General features: G+C 58.1%; 16 protein-coding genes and 2 pseudogenes. 11 read left to right on the top strand and 7 right to left on the bottom strand.

The window, feature by feature from the left end:
- Positions 1-85 precede the first annotated feature (85 nt).
- The 3 genes from MUBE_RS10250 to MUBE_RS10235 all read left to right on the top strand — a co-directional run bounded on the left by MUBE_RS10250 (position 86) and on the right by MUBE_RS10235 (position 2,135).
- Entirely contained in the window at positions 86-919 is an 834-nt protein-coding gene (locus MUBE_RS10250; protein WP_116540429.1) for a sulfurtransferase, read from the top strand.
- Between the two features lies 1 nt (position 920).
- Positions 921-1,223 (top strand): DUF1416 domain-containing protein, encoded by a 303-nt coding sequence (locus MUBE_RS10245; protein WP_116540428.1) that lies wholly within the window; start codon positions 921-923, stop codon positions 1,221-1,223.
- Between the two features lie 303 nt (positions 1,224-1,526).
- On the top strand, positions 1,527-2,135 hold the full coding sequence (locus MUBE_RS10235) for a heme-binding beta-barrel domain-containing protein (protein WP_165849808.1): 609 nt from the start codon (positions 1,527-1,529) through the stop codon (positions 2,133-2,135).
- Between the two features lie 75 nt (positions 2,136-2,210).
- Here the strand turns inward: MUBE_RS10235 and MUBE_RS15900 are convergent, their stop codons facing one another.
- Both MUBE_RS15900 and MUBE_RS18095 read right to left on the bottom strand, forming a co-directional pair.
- Positions 2,211-2,393: a hypothetical protein gene (locus MUBE_RS15900; RefSeq protein ID WP_165849806.1), complete on the bottom strand. Its 183-nt coding sequence runs from the start codon at positions 2,391-2,393 to the stop codon at positions 2,211-2,213.
- Between the two features lie 271 nt (positions 2,394-2,664).
- Positions 2,665-3,417 (bottom strand): annotated as a pseudogene (locus MUBE_RS18095) (aminotransferase class IV).
- A 142-nt stretch (positions 3,418-3,559) separates the two neighbouring features.
- On the opposite strand from MUBE_RS18095, the gene ygfZ reads away from it, so the two are divergent.
- Both ygfZ and MUBE_RS10220 read left to right on the top strand, forming a co-directional pair.
- Positions 3,560-4,666 carry a CAF17-like 4Fe-4S cluster assembly/insertion protein YgfZ gene (ygfZ, locus tag MUBE_RS10225; RefSeq protein WP_116540425.1) on the top strand — a complete coding sequence of 369 codons (1,107 nt, stop codon included), beginning with the start codon at positions 3,560-3,562 and terminating at the stop codon, positions 4,664-4,666.
- A gap of 153 nt (positions 4,667-4,819) precedes the next feature.
- The gene (locus MUBE_RS10220) at positions 4,820-5,011 is read left to right on the top strand and encodes a DUF3073 domain-containing protein (protein ID WP_116540424.1); all 192 of its coding nucleotides are present in this window, start codon (positions 4,820-4,822) and stop codon (positions 5,009-5,011) included.
- 59 nt (positions 5,012-5,070) lie between these two features.
- Here MUBE_RS10220 and purM read toward each other — a convergent pair whose 3' ends face one another.
- From purM to MUBE_RS10205, 3 genes are all read right to left on the bottom strand, one after another.
- Positions 5,071-6,165, bottom strand: a complete 1,095-nt coding sequence (gene purM / locus MUBE_RS10215) for a phosphoribosylformylglycinamidine cyclo-ligase (RefSeq protein ID WP_116540451.1) — start codon at positions 6,163-6,165, stop codon at positions 5,071-5,073.
- A 105-nt stretch (positions 6,166-6,270) separates the two neighbouring features.
- Positions 6,271-7,818: an amidophosphoribosyltransferase gene (gene purF / locus MUBE_RS10210; protein ID WP_165849805.1), complete on the bottom strand. Its 1,548-nt coding sequence runs from the start codon at positions 7,816-7,818 to the stop codon at positions 6,271-6,273.
- Between the two features lie 132 nt (positions 7,819-7,950).
- Entirely contained in the window at positions 7,951-8,346 is a 396-nt protein-coding gene (locus MUBE_RS10205) for a sterol carrier family protein (protein WP_116540422.1), read from the bottom strand.
- A gap of 316 nt (positions 8,347-8,662) precedes the next feature.
- Between MUBE_RS10205 and MUBE_RS10200 the strand changes: the two genes are divergently transcribed.
- From MUBE_RS10200 to MUBE_RS10180, 3 genes are all read left to right on the top strand, one after another.
- Positions 8,663-9,013, top strand: coding sequence for an MCE family protein (locus tag MUBE_RS10200; RefSeq protein WP_165849804.1), 351 nt, complete (start codon positions 8,663-8,665; stop codon positions 9,011-9,013).
- Positions 9,014-10,170: 1,157 nt separating this feature from the next.
- Positions 10,171-10,365: a transposase gene (locus tag MUBE_RS10195; RefSeq protein WP_116539437.1), complete on the top strand. Its 195-nt coding sequence runs from the start codon at positions 10,171-10,173 to the stop codon at positions 10,363-10,365.
- A gap of 961 nt (positions 10,366-11,326) precedes the next feature.
- A complete protein-coding gene (locus MUBE_RS10180; protein WP_116540419.1) occupies positions 11,327-12,304 on the top strand; it encodes a YihY/virulence factor BrkB family protein in 978 nt (325 codons plus the stop codon).
- Here MUBE_RS10180 and MUBE_RS10175 read toward each other — a convergent pair whose 3' ends face one another.
- A complete protein-coding gene (locus tag MUBE_RS10175; protein WP_207801690.1) occupies positions 12,305-12,544 on the bottom strand; it encodes a DUF3039 domain-containing protein in 240 nt (79 codons plus the stop codon). It abuts the gene before it with no gap.
- A gap of 85 nt (positions 12,545-12,629) precedes the next feature.
- Between MUBE_RS10175 and MUBE_RS10170 the strand changes: the two genes are divergently transcribed.
- The 3 genes from MUBE_RS10170 to MUBE_RS10160 all read left to right on the top strand — a co-directional run bounded on the left by MUBE_RS10170 (position 12,630) and on the right by MUBE_RS10160 (position 15,016).
- Positions 12,630-13,037 carry a DUF3099 domain-containing protein gene (locus MUBE_RS10170; protein ID WP_116540450.1) on the top strand — a complete coding sequence of 136 codons (408 nt, stop codon included), beginning with the start codon at positions 12,630-12,632 and terminating at the stop codon, positions 13,035-13,037.
- 139 nt (positions 13,038-13,176) lie between these two features.
- A complete protein-coding gene (gene sigB / locus MUBE_RS10165) occupies positions 13,177-14,163 on the top strand; it encodes a sigma-70 family RNA polymerase sigma factor SigB (RefSeq protein ID WP_279386712.1) in 987 nt (328 codons plus the stop codon).
- Positions 14,164-14,323: 160 nt separating this feature from the next.
- Complete coding sequence (locus MUBE_RS10160) at positions 14,324-15,016, top strand: iron-dependent transcriptional repressor DtxR (protein WP_116540416.1); 693 nt, start codon at positions 14,324-14,326, stop codon at positions 15,014-15,016.
- A 7-nt stretch (positions 15,017-15,023) separates the two neighbouring features.
- Here the strand turns inward: MUBE_RS10160 and MUBE_RS20375 are convergent.
- Positions 15,024-15,862 (bottom strand): annotated as a pseudogene (locus MUBE_RS20375) (DUF4192 domain-containing protein).
- Positions 15,863-15,875: the final 13 nt, after the last annotated feature.

Raw genomic sequence — 15,875 nt, 5'->3', positions numbered from 1 at the left:
ACTGCCTCACCCGACCCACCAAGGCCACAGCACAATGTAACAACACGAAGTAACTGCAACTACAAACTTCAAGGAAAGGATACGCATGACACGCTCTGATGTTCTGGTCTCCGCCGATTGGGCCGAGAGCAATCTCGGCAGCATGAACATCGTCTTCGTCGAAGTGGACGAGGACACCAGCGCCTACGACGGTGGCCACATCGTCGGCGCCATCAAGCTGGACTGGCGCACGGATTTGCAAGACCCGATCAAGCGCGACTTCGTCGACACTCAGCAATTCTCCAAATTGCTGAGTGACCGCGGCATTTCCAATGACGACACTGTGATCCTGTACGGTGGCAACAACAACTGGTTCGCCGCCTACGCCTACTGGTATTTCAAGTTGTACGGAAATGACAAAGTCAAATTGCTTGATGGCGGCCGCAAGAAGTGGGAACTCGACGGTCGCCCACTGTCCACCGACACCGTCAACAGACCGGCAACTTCCTACACTGCTGCTGCACCGGACAACACCATCCGGGCCTTTCGCGACGAGGTCATAGCGTCCATCAACATCAAAAATCTCGTCGACGTACGTTCCCCCGAAGAGTTCTCCGGTAGGATTCTGGCTCCTGCGCACCTACCACAAGAGCAGAGCCAACGACCCGGTCACATCCCCAGTGCAATCAACGTACCTTGGAGCAAGGCCACCAATGAGGACGGCACCTTCAAATCCGACGAGCAATTAGCCAAGATATACGCAGACGCCGGTCTAGATGGGACGAAGGAGACGATCGCCTACTGCCGGATCGGTGAGCGGTCATCCCACACCTGGTTCGTGTTACGCGAGTTACTCGGACATCAAAACGTCAAAAACTACGACGGCAGTTGGACAGAATACGGTTCCCTGGTGGGTGCCCCGATCGAGTTGGGAAGCTGATATGTGCTCTGGGACGAAACAAGGACTACCGTTGCCGGCCAGCATCGACCTCGAAAAGGAAACGGTGATCACCGGTAGCGTAGTCGACCGCGAAGGTCGAGCAATAGGTGGCGCATTCGTTCGACTGCTGGACTCGTCCAACGAGTTCACAGCCGAGGTGGTTGCCTCGGCTACCGGTGAATTTCGGTTTTTCGCCGCGCCGGGATCCTGGACTCTGCGCGCGCTGTCTTCAGTCGGTAATGGCGACGCCGTGGTGTCGCCACCGAGCGCGGGCATTCACGAGGTCGACATCAAGATCACTTGACTAGCCCGACAGACCTGGTTCGGAAACCACCACCGACCGATAAGACGAATAGACTCGGTCCCATGGTGCTCTTCTTTGAGATCATGTTGATCGTGGCCGTGGTGGTCATCTCGTGGTTTGCTCTTTATACTCTGTACCGACTCATTACTGACGAGTCGTGACCCGCGTCGGCGACGATGCAGAGCGCAGCCATAGAGTGGGACAACCTATTGCGCGCGGGGAAGAACGGCGCACGTGACTTCCGACGAGATCCATGACAGGCCTGGCGGTCCCGCGGAATCTGGCGAGGGTGCGACTGCTGGGATGTTTCAAGCGGCCGAGCGATCTACGGTGAGCGCAGCCCGAAACATCCCGACTTTCGACGACTTGCCAGTTCCCTCCGATACCGCGAATCTGCGCGAAGGCGCTAACTTCAAAGACACTTTGCTGGCACTGTTGCCGTTGGTTGGCGTGTGGCGCGGCGAAGGTGAAGGCCGCGGACCCGACGGCGACTACCACTTCGGCCAGCAGATCGTGGTCTCGCACGACGGTGGTGATTACCTGAATTGGGAAGCTCGGTCCTGGCGGCTCAATAATGCCGGCAAGTACCAGGAAGCTGGCTTACGTGAGACAGGTTTCTGGCGTTTTGTCAGCGATCCCTATGACTCGACTGAATCTCAACCGATCGAATTGCTGTTAGCCCATTCAGCTGGTTACGTCGAATTATTTTACGGGCGGCCACTCAACGCGTCATCGTGGGAATTGGTCACCGATGCACTGGCATGCAGTAAATCCGGCGTGCTCGTCGGTGGCGCCAAACGACTTTGCGGGATCATCGAAAGAGGCGATCTTGCTTACGTCGAAGAACGAGTGGATGCCGATGGAGAGCTGGTACCACATCTATCAGCGAGACTGTCCCGATTCGCCGGGTAGCAGCATGGTTACCGGGAAAGACACCTACGCACGATCATGCTGTGGTGCTGTCTGGCGTCTAAGCTGTCGATATCCCTAGGAACGGGAAGTCGGCTGGATACGTCGCCCGTAGCGCGGGGGTCGTGTCGGCGGTTGGCTTGCTCCTGCCAACCCGCGCTTAGTACGCTGTCCAACGTTGTCTTCGACCTCGAGAGGTGCGCTGCGAATGTCGCCGACCAGAGCAGCCAGACCGCCCAAAATGATATGCGCCAGCGTCACGCAATAGCCCCGCCCGCACCCCAATGGGTGCCATAACATGGAGCGGCTCCCAAGCGTTCTCCTGGTTGGACAAGATCAGGAGTTCGGAGACTAGGTGAATACCGGAAATTCACCAGCGCGCTGACGCCAGCTCTTCGGAAGCCGATGCAGCTAGCGCGCAGCTACCTCGCATCTTTAATGAAGCTATGAATTTCACGAACCACCTCACTTCCCTGTGTACGGCTCTGACCGTACCCGCACTTCCGGTCTTGGCACAACGGAATTAAGCGGCTCAGCAGTCGCTGATGATGGCGGTGTCGACCTGTTCGACGAAGTCTGCAGCCATTGGGGAGTGAGTCAGTCGTCGGCTGTCAAGAGTGGACACACGGGCAACCTCAAAGGGGACCTAGGCTATGCTAACATGCAGGGTCGGATGCCACGGCGGCGTCAGCAGGCAAAGGCTACTACCCGTCCCGTCTTCAGAATTCGTGGCTATCACCACCGTCGAGCGCGGGTCTTCCAGGACATAGCCGTCCGAGCTGACAAAAATAATGCACTGGCATCTTACCCGAGCGGCGTGTCACAAGGCTGCCATGTTCACTGCGTACGACAGTGTTTTTGCGCTGTCCAGCAGCCAAGGAGTGGCGCTGCACTGGTGGCGGGCAACCCGCTGGTCCGATGTGACCGCCACGAGCCCATCGCAACGCACCGCCGCCACCCAATCAGGGAGAGGGTCGGCCATCACATCACGTAAATTGTCGGCGCTAAGCCGATCTCCCGACCGCGGATGTAGATCCAAGCGCAGCGCGCTTTCGTCAACAGTAATCACAGTCCATCGTCATGCAGTTACGTCGATCGCATGCCTCCAGCGCAACAGGACCGGGTCAGGTAGATCCACTAATTGCACCGACTGGCTGAGCCATTGCAGATGCGGCTCGACCAAACAGGCTTTTCCGTCGCAAGCCAGCAGCGTGTCAAAAACGCCATCACTGCGAACTGCGGCGAGGTCGTAAGCGTGCAACAACAGCGTCCTCGGCGTATGGATTTCGTCGTCCCGGGTGACGGATCACACTCGACATGAGAAATGTAGTCTAAATGGCCGACGCCGCGAAAGTGCGGTCAGCCGCGCGCTCGTCGACGAACGTAAAGTTGGCTTCACGTTCGTCGACGGTCCGTAGAGTTGAAGCGTGAACGCAGTTCCCGCACCTGATCCAGGACCCGACGCTGGCGCAATCTGGCATTTCGGTGATCCACTGGGCGAACAACGAGCGGCCGAAACCGATGCTGTGCTAGTGGACCTCTCACACCGAGCGGTGCTCACGTTGATCGGCAGCGACCGGCAAACCTGGCTGCACAGTATCTCCACCCAGCATGTCAGCGAACTCCCCGATGGTGCCAGCACGCAGAATCTCAGCCTTGATGGTCAAGGCCGGGTTGAGGACCACTGGATCCAGACCGAGCTAGCGGGTACCACTTATCTCGATACCGAACCCTGGCGGGGTGAACCGCTGCTGAAGTACCTGCGCAAAATGGTGTTCTGGTCAGAGGTAACCCCGGGCAACGCCGACATGGCCGTGCTGTCGCTGCTAGGTCCACGACTGAATGAACCGGCGGTGCTCAATGCGCTTCACCTGGATGCGCTACCTACCCAATTGACAGCAGTTCCGCTGACCAGCGGAGGTTTCGTGCGCAGGATACACGGTACCCGTGCCGACCACATCGAACTGAACCTGCTGGTACCGCGTCGTAAGTCGGCCGACTGGCAGCACCGTTTGACGGAGGCGGGCGTCCGGTTAGCCGGGGTGTGGACCTATGAAGCCCACCGCGTAGCAGCGCTGCGCCCACGACTCGGCGTCGACACCGACCAGCGCACCATTCCGCACGAAGTGGGTTGGATCGGTGGTCCCGGCGAAGGCGCCGTCCACCTAGACAAAGGTTGCTACCGTGGTCAAGAGACCGTCGCACGAGTACACAACTTGGGTAAACCGCCTCGGATGCTGGTGTTGTTGCATCTCGACGGCTCGGTGGAACGGCCCTCAACGGGCGACCCAGTGTTGGCAAACAATCGCACTGTCGGACACCTCGGAACCGTAGTCGAGCACGTGGACCTGGGTCCAGTCGCGCTGGCGCTGCTGAAACGCGGACTGCCGACCGAAACCGAATTGGTTATCGAGCCGGAAAGCCCAGGGCGGGGGTTAGTCGCTGCGGTAATCGACGCCGATTCGCTGCCAGCTGCCGACGAGATTGGCGCGGGACGACAGGCCGTCGAGCGGTTACGCAAGGCGGCAAACTGAGTACTAAAGTCGAGGCATCCGCCACAGCGGGGAGGGGCGCTAACCGCCCTGCCGCAAGACACGGTAAACTGTCTACAGGACAATAACGACACTAAGAGATTCAGAGCCGTCTACTCGTTAGGCCGCTCCGTTATTTCGCGAGGGGGTTCCCCCATGGGCCGCGGCCGTGCTAAGGCAAAGCAGACCAAGGTTGCTCGAGAACTTAAATACAGCTCCCCGCAGACCGACTTTCAGCGGCTTCAGCGCGAGCTATCAGGGACGGGCACCAACGACTCCGGCCAGCTGGCCGAAGATGATCAGTTGCGTGACGACTCATGGGACGACGAAGATACCTGGCGCCGCTAGAATTCCCGTGCTGATGCATTACACATCAGTACTTTGGTGGTTCGAGTTAGGTGAGTTCCTTAAAATCTCGGGTGTTGCCCCACCAGTTTCGCCCGCGGGCCTTCTTTGTCGCCTTTGCAGACGGTGCCCAACACCCAGCAGTCCAAGTGACGTGCGGTCAGTATGGCCAAGGCGCGGTCGGTGTCTTCAGGCGCGACCACCGCGATCATACCGACGCCCATGTTGAACGTCTTTTCCATCTCCTCTCGCACTACCCGGCCGCGCTGGGCTATCATGGAGAACACCGGCGCGGGTGTCCACGTACCGCGGTCGATTTCGGCCACCAGTCCGTGCGGGATGACGCGTTGCAGATTGCCGGCCAGCCCACCGCCGGTGACATGGCAAAACGTGCGAACATGGGTTTCGGCAGCCAATGCCAGACAGTCTTTGGTGTAGATCCGGGTGGGCTCCAATAGCTCCTCACCTAATGTGCGACCGAATTCCTCCACATAACCGGCCAGGTTCATCCGATCGATCTCAAGTAGGATCGCGCGGGCCAGTGAGTATCCGTTAGAATGCAGCCCCGAAGATCCCAGCGCGATGATTACGTCACCGGGTTTAACGCGGTCTGGACCCAGAATATCGTCGTCCTCCACCACACCGACGCCGGTTGCCGAAAGGTCATAGTGGTCGGCTTCCATCAGACCAGGGTGTTCTGCGGTCTCGCCACCCAGCAAAGCACAGCCCGCCAGCATACACCCTTCGGCGATACCGCCGACGATCGCGCTCAGTCGCTCTGGCACCGTCCGACCGACGGCAATGTAGTCCTGCAGAAACAGCGGCTCGGCGCCACAGACCACCAAATCGTCGACCACCATCGCCACCAGGTCGAAACCGACAGTGTCGTGCTTGTCCATCGCCTGAGCGACTGCTAACTTAGTACCAACACCGTCGGTGGAGGCCGCCAACACCGGTTCGCGATAACTACCGCGCAAAGCGAACAATCCCGCGAATCCGCCTAGTCCGCTGCGCACCTCGGGTCTGGCAGTTTTTGCTACCATCGGCTTGAACAACTCGACTGTCCGGTCAGCGGCTTCAATATCCACCCCTGCCGACACATAGGTGATGCCGTGACTGCCAGGGTGGCTTCCGGGGCTTTTTCCGGGATCCGTCATCGCGATAAAGACTACCGGGTGTTGCGCACCGCCCGAATCAGAGACTACATCTAGACAGCTGCCCACCAAACGCCCCCTCTTAAAGGCTCTTACGTCTACGCCTTGTCAGCGCCAAGCGCGATTCTCGTCCGCACCGACTGGAACCTCATCGGCAGCCAGATCATCTAACCCGGCTCCACGTGCCGCGTTGGCAAGCAGGTGCTTGATGACGTTTTTGCCCAACGCAGTTTCGTTGGGCAACTCGATCGGATACTTGCCATCGAAGCAGGCGGAACACAACCGCGAAACAGGCTGCTCGGAAGCAGCAACTATGCCCTGCAGCGAGATGTAGCTTAGCGTGTCGGCGCCAATGCCATGCCGTACCGCCTCAAGCATCTCCTCTTCGTCTTCGACGACGTTAGCGATCAACTCGGCCGGCGATGGGAAATCGATGCCATAAAAGCAGGGCCACTTCACTGGCGGTGAAGCAATCCGCACGTGTAGCTCGACGGCACCGGCCTCGCGCAGCATTCGCACCAGCGCGCGCTGGGTGTTTCCTCGCACAATCGAGTCGTCGACAACAATCAACCGCTTGCCGCGGATCACCTCTTTGAGTGGATTGAGTTTCAGCCGGATGCCGAGCTGGCGGATGGTTTGCGACGGCTGGATGAAAGTGCGTCCGACGTAAGCGTTCTTCATCAGTCCCTGCCCGTAAGGGATGCCAGACTCCTGCGCGTATCCCACCGCGGCGGGGGTTCCTGATTCCGGCACACCGATCACCAGATCGGCCTCGACCGGGCATTCCTGGGCAAGTCGACGACCGATCTCCACCCGGGTGGCGTGCACCGACCGACCAGCTAGCGTACTGTCGGGTCGCGCCAGGTAAACGTATTCGAAGACACAACCTTTGGGCGTGGGGTTGGCAAAACGAGTGGACCGCACTCCGTCGGCGTCGATCGCCAACAGTTCACCCGGTTCGATGTCGCGGACAAACGAGGCGCCGATGATGTCGAGCGCGGCCGTTTCCGAGGCCACCACCCAGCCGCGATCCAGTCGCCCCAACGACAACGGCCGTACTCCATACGGATCCCGGCATGCATAGAGGGTGTTTTCGTCCATGAATGTCAGGCAGAATGCACCCCGCACGGTTGGCAACAGTTCCAGTGCGGCCTGTTCTAGGGTCGCATCAGCCGCACCGTGGGCGAGCAACGCACCTAGGATATCGGAATCCGTTGTAGCCGGGGCTGGGCAACGTTTTGCGATCAACCCGGCGTCGCGGGCGCGCGCGGCAAGCTCGGCGGTGTTGACCAGGTTTCCGTTGTGCCCCAACGCAACCCCTGTTCCTGCAGCGGTGTTGCGAAAGACAGGCTGGGCGTTTTCCCAAGTAGTTTCGCCAGTGGTAGAATAGCGGCAATGCCCGATGGCAACATGGCCCTCCATTGCCGTCAACGTCTGCTCGTCGAACACCTGGCTAACTAAGCCAAGGTCTTTGAAAACCAGCACCTGCGATCCACCAGCGACAGCTATCCCCGCGGCTTCTTGGCCGCGATGCTGCAATGCATATAGGCCGAAATAGGTGAGTTTAGCGACTTGTTCACCCGGAGCCCAGACCCCAAACACACCGCACTCTTCACGAGGCGAGTTGAAGTCCTGCCCAGGTTGCTGAACGGTCACAATTTGGCAGCTCCCTGGGGCGCAGTTGGTGACGTAACGGAGTCTACGACCAGCGCGACCCGGTCGACGAATCTACGGCGCGTAGTAGGTGCCAGTAACCTACCTCGACGGCTAAACACGCATTTCAGCCTTCTACGTGCGCCTGAGATTTACTACCGGCAGCCACGCCTCGATGTCACCGGCCCGCGAGCCGGACATGTGCAGCGCACCGGCCGCCGCCGCCTCCGCTAGCTTCATCAGCCCAGTAGCAATCAACAGCCACGTCCGCGGATCGGTCTCGACAACATTAAGTGGTTTCCCACGGGGGCAGCTGGGCCCAGAAACACACTGCACCGCCACGTACGGTGGGATCCGAACCTCGACGCTGGCCCCGGGGGCCAGCGTCGAGAGGATACGCGCAGTGAGCCGAACCGCGGTAGCCACAGCGTCCCGGTCGGGCACCGGCCGGGTTTTATCCTCCAACCAGTCCGCAATAACAAGGACAGCTCGCCGGGTCTTTGCCGGATCGGCTCTGTCACGAGCGGCCATAACCTATGGTCTCAGAATCATGGAGCGTCGTCGTTGAGGTGCCACCACCAGTACAAGGCCATCGAACTGGTGTCGCTGATGATGACGCTTGTCAGCTTGAGCGTATAGTTGCAGTTTCACAGGGACCTGATGCCTAAGATCAAGTTTACGGTGATGGTTTAGCGGATGGTTTTGGTGATTGCTGAGGGTTCGAAAGTCACCTAACTATATGGATATAGAAACTATGCAGTATAGACTGGGGTCCTAAGTATCTCGGGTTAATTCCAGGAAACGTCGTGGTCAATTCAAGGCGGCCACCGTGTTTGGTGGTACGCATGTGTCATTCACTTCACCGCCGGCCACGCCACTGCCATCCTTCACGCCATCCCAGGCGATTGATGCAACGTCGACCACCACAGAGATGAATACGTTGTTCGAGGCGTTAACAACGATCATCGAAAAAGTTGGTCCGGTCAAGTTGAAACTGAAACTGAGCGCGGCTGCCAAGACACTCAGCGGATTGAACGACCAGGTCGGTTCCGTGCTTATCGATGGCAACGTGCTCTCCGATGACGTTAACTTCCAGCTACCCAAAATCCGGACTGACAACCAACGGTTGGTGGAACTGGGTGGCATTTACGCCAACGCCGTACAGGACTTGTGTGATGCCCCCTCAGCCGTGCGGTGACCGCGACGCACACCATCAATCAGCATTAGCACAATCTGGATAACACGTTGTTGGCGGCAGTCGGGTTCAGCAACGTGGACGGGGAGACGTTCAGGTGGGGCGGGCCATACCTGGCATGTGGCGCCACCGACCTGATCACCTCACAGTCAGGTGCTCGACGAGTACATCTCTGAGATCTTCTGCACCACCCACAACTTCAACGAAGGCGAGCCCAAGCTGCACAACGCTCTTGGCAATAACAGCTACGTACTGGAGTCTACGCTTCAAGTGCCATTGTCGAAGCGCCCAACCCGTACATATACCTGGAAAATCTCTCCCGGACCAACGCTAAGGGTAGCTTTGCGTGGCAAACCGAGCTGTTGACAAGGGATCACCCGAGAACTCTGACCTGTTCCGCTGACCGTAACGGACATAAGCGTGAACTTGGTTCCGTACAACCACTCAGAGCCCTGTTCACCACTTGCGATCGAATACATGCGGGACCGCCAATCGGGTGACAACTCCATCAATCATCAACTCGTGAAAATTTTTCTGCTGCAGCTAATTCGACCACCATAAGCCAATAACTCCTGAATTTGGACCCCCGATAGGGACAGTACAGACCGACCGTAAGCCCTAGCGTGTATCTACTCGCCAACGTTAATCGTTTTTTGCTACTTGACTGGGTAGGGGTGTTTTGATGTTGGTCGGCGTGTCTTATGGGGTGAGGGGCCCTTGGCTTTTGGAGGTCTAGGTGTTGCTAAGTGTTCAGCTGATGAAGGGAGCTAAGGGTTGTGACCGGGGTGATGACATTGTTGTTTAGGCTGCCAGGAGTTATGGGTGGAGCGTGTCTAACACCGTGACAATGAGCCGTCAGCGCCAGGGTGTCCAGGATATGGAATGGTCTTCACGTCCGGCCAAGGAATATGTGAGCAGTTCACCGATAGATCTTTCTATTCTCTACGGTACAGAGCTAATCCTGGCGTGGTAGCGCAAGACCTGATCGCGGTGCACGCGAGGTTACTGGTAGCGTTGTGCTGCAACGGGCGCCGTGTGGATTGAACCGGTTTTGTGGACCTGGCCGGCAATCAGGACCTGTTGGGACAGGTTGTAGGGCCGCACCGCGAAACCCGGACATCGACTAGTTTGCCCAACGTGGTTCCTAGTTTTGCAATGGCATCAAATCCTTAGCCATCGATCCGGCCGCGGGCTACACGTCGGCGATCCACGCCGTGCTGCCGGGTGCCACGCTTGTTGTCGGCCATCAGGACACGCTCGCTAACGATGCACTGACCAAAGTACTCCGCCAGGTCACCTGGGAGCTGCGGGATCGCCGCGGCGACAAGCTTGATCCCGAGTGGGTCAATCAGTGACGCTTACTCAACTCTACGAGAACGACTATCCAACAAGCGCTTTATCAAGATATGGAACTAGATCCACGTCTAGAGGATCCCAGCGTCCGAGATCCTCTAGACGTGGATCGCCAAAAAATAACCGTACACCTTATCGTCTATCGTGCGGCTTGGCGAGGAACCGCATCTGACAAGACATCGCCTGCACCGCTTCCTGACGTGGCGCCTTGACTCCAACACCCCAGAACTGATCATCCGGGCTGGCACCGTCAACACTTGGTGATCCAAGATCAACCCGTTTCACCACCACTGGCATTACCAACTCACAAACCGCGGGCTACAACAACCTGACCAAGCAGGTCAAAAACGTCGGCTGCGGGTTCAACAACATGCACGGATACAGATCCCCCTACACCCGCAAACAATAGGCCACAACCCAGACCTCAAGCTAAGAACCCAACTAAAACCAAAAAACCACTATAACAGACTGGTAAACGTTCTCAGATCCCTTGCGCCGATTTCGCAATAATGTTACTCCTCAAGAAAATGGTGGCACCAAATCATTATACACCAAATTCACTACTAACTTACAAACCGATCACAGATACTTGTTTTTCTTTGCCCCATCGGTTACCGATGAGATCGTCGTGCGCCTAAACTCAGCGGCGCAAGTCAAAGCAGGAATCGGCAAAAGCCCGAATTTAAGATACATACCAACATTCCAGATACACATCAACACCAATAGAGACAGGTGAGCCAGCGCCCACAACAACCCGTTCATGCAGACGGAGTCCACCTATTGGCCTACATGACCGTCAAGAGCCCAACAATTACTTCAGCACGAAACACCCGGTTGGTTGTGGCCTGGCAGTGGCAGCTGCAGAGATAACCGGCATTCCTGCCGAGTCATACCACAACGACACTTCAATGAGCCGCACCCCATGCCAGCTACGCAAGCAATCATCGGTAATGCTCTAGTGGTATGAGCGACCAGGTGCCCAAGCCGACCCGCCACCACATCTGGCGAATCAGCCTGAGGACTCTGTCAAAAAGCTGGGACGACTCAATCTTTTCAGAGTCAGCACAGGCAGCCTTTTGGTCGGCTTTGTCACTGCCGCCACTGGTGTTAGGAATGCTGGGTATACTAGCCTACGTCGCGCCACTGTTCGGCGGGGACACGTTGCCCACCATCGAACGACGTGTGATTTCGATGGCACACAGCTTCTTCTCCCCCAACGTCGTTAACGAGATTATCGAACCCACAATCCGTGACGTCAACAACGGTGCCCGCGGCGAGGTGGTGTCACTGGGATTTCTGATCTCACTGTGGGCGGGCTCATCGGCGATCTCGGCGTTCGTCGATGCAGTCGTAGAAGCGCATGACCAAACGCCGTTGCGTCATCCCGTGCGACAGCGCCTCTTCGCACTGTTCCTCTACCTTGTGATGTTGGCATTCGTGGTTGCGACCGCGCCGTTGGTGGTGGTGGGCCCACGCAAGATAGCGAAGCTCATTCCCCATAGCTGGGCCAACATGTTGCACTTGGGCTACTACCCGGCGGTGATTCTGGGCCTGATGGTCGCCGTCATGATCCTCTACCGGGTAGCGCTGCCAGTACCGCTGCCGACGCACCGACTGGTCCTTGGCGCGATCCTGGCCACAGCAGTGTTTGTGATCACCACGCTGGGCCTGCGGATTTACCTACAATGGATCACCAGCACTGGTTACACTTACGGTGCGTTGGCGACGCCGATCGCCTTCTTACTGTTCGCGTTCTTCGGTGGTTTTGCGATAATGCTGGGCGCTGAACTTAATGCCGCAATCCAGGAGAAATTCCCCGCACCGAAAACACACACCCACCGGCTGCGTACATGGCTGATAGCGCACCTGCGTGCCGGCAAGGAGACAACATCGTTGCCACCCAACCAGCCCAACATCGCAACGGCCGAGCCGCCGACTTGATCAGCTCTTTTTAAGCAGATCATAGATCCGCTTGCAGTCCGGACATACCGGAGAACCCGGTTTAGCCGTGCGCGTCACGGGAAATACCTCACCACATAGCGCGACCACGTGGCTGCCCATGACCGCGCTCTCGACAATCTTATCCTTTTTGACGTAATGGAAGTATTTCGGTGTGTCGCTGCCCGTTCCGTCGCCGACGCTTTCGTCGGTATCGGTGCGTTCGATCGTCTGGGTCTGCATGCCTAACATTGTGCCTCCACACTCGCCCCAAACCGAACCAGAAACCGGACACGCCGGAATCGATCTGGTATGGGACAGTGGAGAAATGAGGCGTAGCTCTGAGTTGGGGGGCGACGACATGTTCGATGACGATAGCCGGCTGGTACTCATCACCACCGCCGCACCGTCTTACGAAGAGGAGCTTCACACGCGGATACGCAAGTACATGACCTTGATGGCTTTCCGAATTCCGGCGCTGGTCTTGGCTGCCGTCGCCTACAGCACCTGGCACAACAGTCTAATCCCGCTGCTGATCGTGGCGACCTCGGTGCCGTTGCCGTGGATGGCCGTGTTGATTGCCAACGACCGACCCCCTCGCCGTGCCGAAGAGCCACGGCGGTTCGACAGCGGCCAACAGCGCACGCCGTTATTCCCGGTCGAGCGTCCAGCCCTCGAGTCACGATTGCGACCACCGCCCGAACCGGAGCCATCGGCTCCCAACGACCAATGCTAGCCAAGGTTTCCGGCTCGCTATCCGCGAGCCGCACTTCTCAGGACATTCTCAGGCCATCGGAGCATTTCCGCACTTCAAAGCATGTGAGATGACGGCCGGACGGGAACTCTCAGGGCGGACCTGCCGTTAAAACACATGTATAGAACAAGCCGATCGGGAGGGCGCCATGGCCGAAGCCACTACAAGCCGGGTTGACAGCGATCTAGATGCTCAAAGCCCCGCCGCGGACTTGGTGCGTGTATATCTGAACGGCATCGGCAAGACCGCGTTGCTCAACGCCGCCGATGAAGTCGAGTTGGCCAAGCGCATCGAGACTGGTCTCTACGCAGAACACTTGCTCGAAACGCGCAAGCGCCTCGGCGAGGGTCGCAAACGCGAATTGGCGGCTGTGATGCGTGATGGCGAAGTAGCGCGTCGCCATCTGTTGGAAGCCAATCTGCGCCTCGTTGTTTCGCTGGCGAAGCGGTACACGGGTCGAGGAATGCCATTGCTGGACCTCATCCAGGAGGGCAACCTAGGGTTGATCCGCGCAATGGAGAAGTTCGACTACACAAAGGGATTCAAGTTTTCGACCTACGCCACTTGGTGGATCCGTCAGGCCATCACCCGCGGTATGGCCGACCAGAGCCGCACCATCCGACTACCGGTGCACCTAGTTGAGCAGGTCAACAAGCTGGCCCGGATCAAGCGGGAAATGCACCAGAACTTGGGGCGGGAAGCTACCGACGAGGAACTCGCCGTCGAATCGGGTATTCCGATCGAGAAGATTAACGACCTGCTGGAGCACAGTCGCGACCCGGTGAGCCTGGACATGCCGGTCGGTTCCGAGGAAGAGGCCCCGCTGGGCGACTTCATCGAAGACGCCGGAGCCATGTCCGCGGAAAACACGGTCATCGCCGAACTGCTGCACACCGATATCCGCAGTGTGCTAGCCACTCTAGACGAGCGTGAACACCAAGTGATTCGGTTACGTTTCGGTCTAGACGACGGACAACCACGCACCCTAGATCAGATCGGCAAGCTGTTTGGTTTGTCTCGTGAACGGGTCCGCCAGATCGAGCGAGACGTGATGTGCAAACTCCGTAACGGTGAACGCGCTGATCGGCTGCGCTCGTATGCGAGTTGAGGGGCTCTGAGGCCACTCAGGCAGGGCCGCCACCAACCGAAGCCAGTTAGCAGACAATAGGCCCGTCGTACGCACACGGCGGTCATATTGATGCCGCGGAGCATTAGCGAACCATTGGCACAGCTGGCCCAGTAGACTTGTCAGCCAATGGAGGGTGCTAATGAACGACCTGGTTGATACCACCGAGATGTACCTGCGGACCATTTACGACCTTGAGGAAGAGGGCGTCACACCGCTACGCGCCCGGATCGCCGAACGACTCGACCAAAGCGGGCCTACGGTCAGCCAAACTGTGTCCCGGATGGAGCGGGACGGATTACTCCGGGTAGCTGGCGACCGTCATCTAGAACTCACAGACAAAGGCCGAGCGATGGCTATCGCCGTAATGCGCAAGCATCGCCTCGCTGAACGGTTGTTGGTCGATGTCATCGGGTTGCCATGGGAAGAAGTTCACGCAGAGGCATGCCGGTGGGAACACGTAATGAGCGAGGATGTGGAGCGTCGGCTGGTTAAGGTGCTCAACAACCCAACGACATCACCATTTGGTAACCCGATTCCAGGTCTATTAGACCTCGGCGTTGACCCGGATTCTGGCGCCGCCAACGCCAACCTCGTCCGGTTGACCGAGTTACCGTTCGGATTGCCGGTCGCAGTGGTCGTCCGCCAGCTCGCCGAACATGTCCAGGGCGATACCGATCTGATCACTCGGCTCAAAGACGCCGGCGTCGTGCCCAACGCACGTGTGATGGTGGAGACAAGCCCAGCGGGCGGCGTGACCATCCTGATCCCCGGCCATGAGAACGTCACTTTGCCGCATGAGATGGCGCATGCGGTCAAAGTAGAGAAAGTCTGAATCGCGGCTAGCCTGCACGCTGGCCAAATGCTCGGCGTGGCAGTAGCCACCCATGAGTCACTCAGCCAGTCGGTTGCCAGCGAGCGCAAAGTCGCGGATGTCCTCTGGACACAGACCGGACTGCAATACCGTGTCCAGCATGTCCGCCATCCGATGGCCCGGATTGGGATATAACTCTTGCCTCCCCTTATGCCACTGTCAGCGGTTCGTCGGCGCGAGTGTACGCGCTAAACGCCAACAACACCAACGTTTCGACCCGCCATGACTGCGGCAGGAGACGTGCCAATACCGCCCTGCAATGACTCAGCTTCGGCAGCACTCTTGCCCGACGGCAAAGGTATATAGCGTGTCACGTACCTGCATGTCGCGTAGTGCGCAGCTCAACTCGGTGAGCTCGGCGTCGGCAAGCAATTCGCCGTTGGCAAACTAAACTGTAGCAGTTATCGCGTTTCCCACATCGCGGCGGCAACAAACGAGCGGATCCGCACGATGTAGAAGTTCACACGTGGTTACCTACTGTCTGAACACGAGGGCCAACTCCGCGCAGCACGCCGGGTTCTCGACCGCGATGACAGCCTGCAAATCAGCACGCCGCGGATAGAGAGACGCCAACGGTGTCCTCTATCACGCCGCTTCAACCGGAGCTATCCACACAATGCCAACGTTCACCCGCTACTATCCAGTTTGCCAGCTCACCGAACAGATCGACACGCATCACCGTAACCAGTTCGCCCCCACTAACACCAGGACTAATGACTTTTCCGGTACGAAAACTAGGACAGCCGGTAGCACGTCAACCAATGCACTGGAACGGTTCGCCTCAAAGTCGGGTCGATGCTTTGTCATGAACATCAACACT

The organism is Mycobacterium uberis (assembly GCF_003408705.1).
Lineage (GTDB): Bacteria > Actinomycetota > Actinomycetes > Mycobacteriales > Mycobacteriaceae > Mycobacterium > Mycobacterium uberis.
Note: the sequence above shows the minus strand (reverse complement) of the source record. Positions and strands in the feature narration are given on the sequence as shown.

What these genes read in the sequence shown, in the direction of transcription:
- MUBE_RS10245 (WP_116540428.1), top strand. Translation starts at nt 921, where the DNA reads ATGTGCTCTGGGACGAAACAAGGACTACCGTTGCCGGCCAGCATCGAC.
- purM (WP_116540451.1), bottom strand. Translation starts at nt 6,165, where the DNA reads ATGACGGATCCCGGAAAAAGCCCCGGAAGCCACCCTGGCAGTCACGGC.
- MUBE_RS10180 (WP_116540419.1), top strand. Translation starts at nt 11,327, where the DNA reads ATGAGCGACCAGGTGCCCAAGCCGACCCGCCACCACATCTGGCGAATC.
- MUBE_RS10250 (WP_116540429.1), top strand. Translation starts at nt 86, where the DNA reads ATGACACGCTCTGATGTTCTGGTCTCCGCCGATTGGGCCGAGAGCAAT.
- MUBE_RS10170 (WP_116540450.1), top strand. Translation starts at nt 12,630, where the DNA reads ATGAGGCGTAGCTCTGAGTTGGGGGGCGACGACATGTTCGATGACGAT.
- MUBE_RS10175 (WP_207801690.1), bottom strand. Translation starts at nt 12,544, where the DNA reads ATGCAGACCCAGACGATCGAACGCACCGATACCGACGAAAGCGTCGGC.
- MUBE_RS10205 (WP_116540422.1), bottom strand. Translation starts at nt 8,346, where the DNA reads ATGGCCGCTCGTGACAGAGCCGATCCGGCAAAGACCCGGCGAGCTGTC.
- MUBE_RS10235 (WP_165849808.1), top strand. Translation starts at nt 1,527, where the DNA reads ATGTTTCAAGCGGCCGAGCGATCTACGGTGAGCGCAGCCCGAAACATC.
- MUBE_RS10220 (WP_116540424.1), top strand. Translation starts at nt 4,820, where the DNA reads ATGGGCCGCGGCCGTGCTAAGGCAAAGCAGACCAAGGTTGCTCGAGAA.
- MUBE_RS10160 (WP_116540416.1), top strand. Translation starts at nt 14,324, where the DNA reads ATGAACGACCTGGTTGATACCACCGAGATGTACCTGCGGACCATTTAC.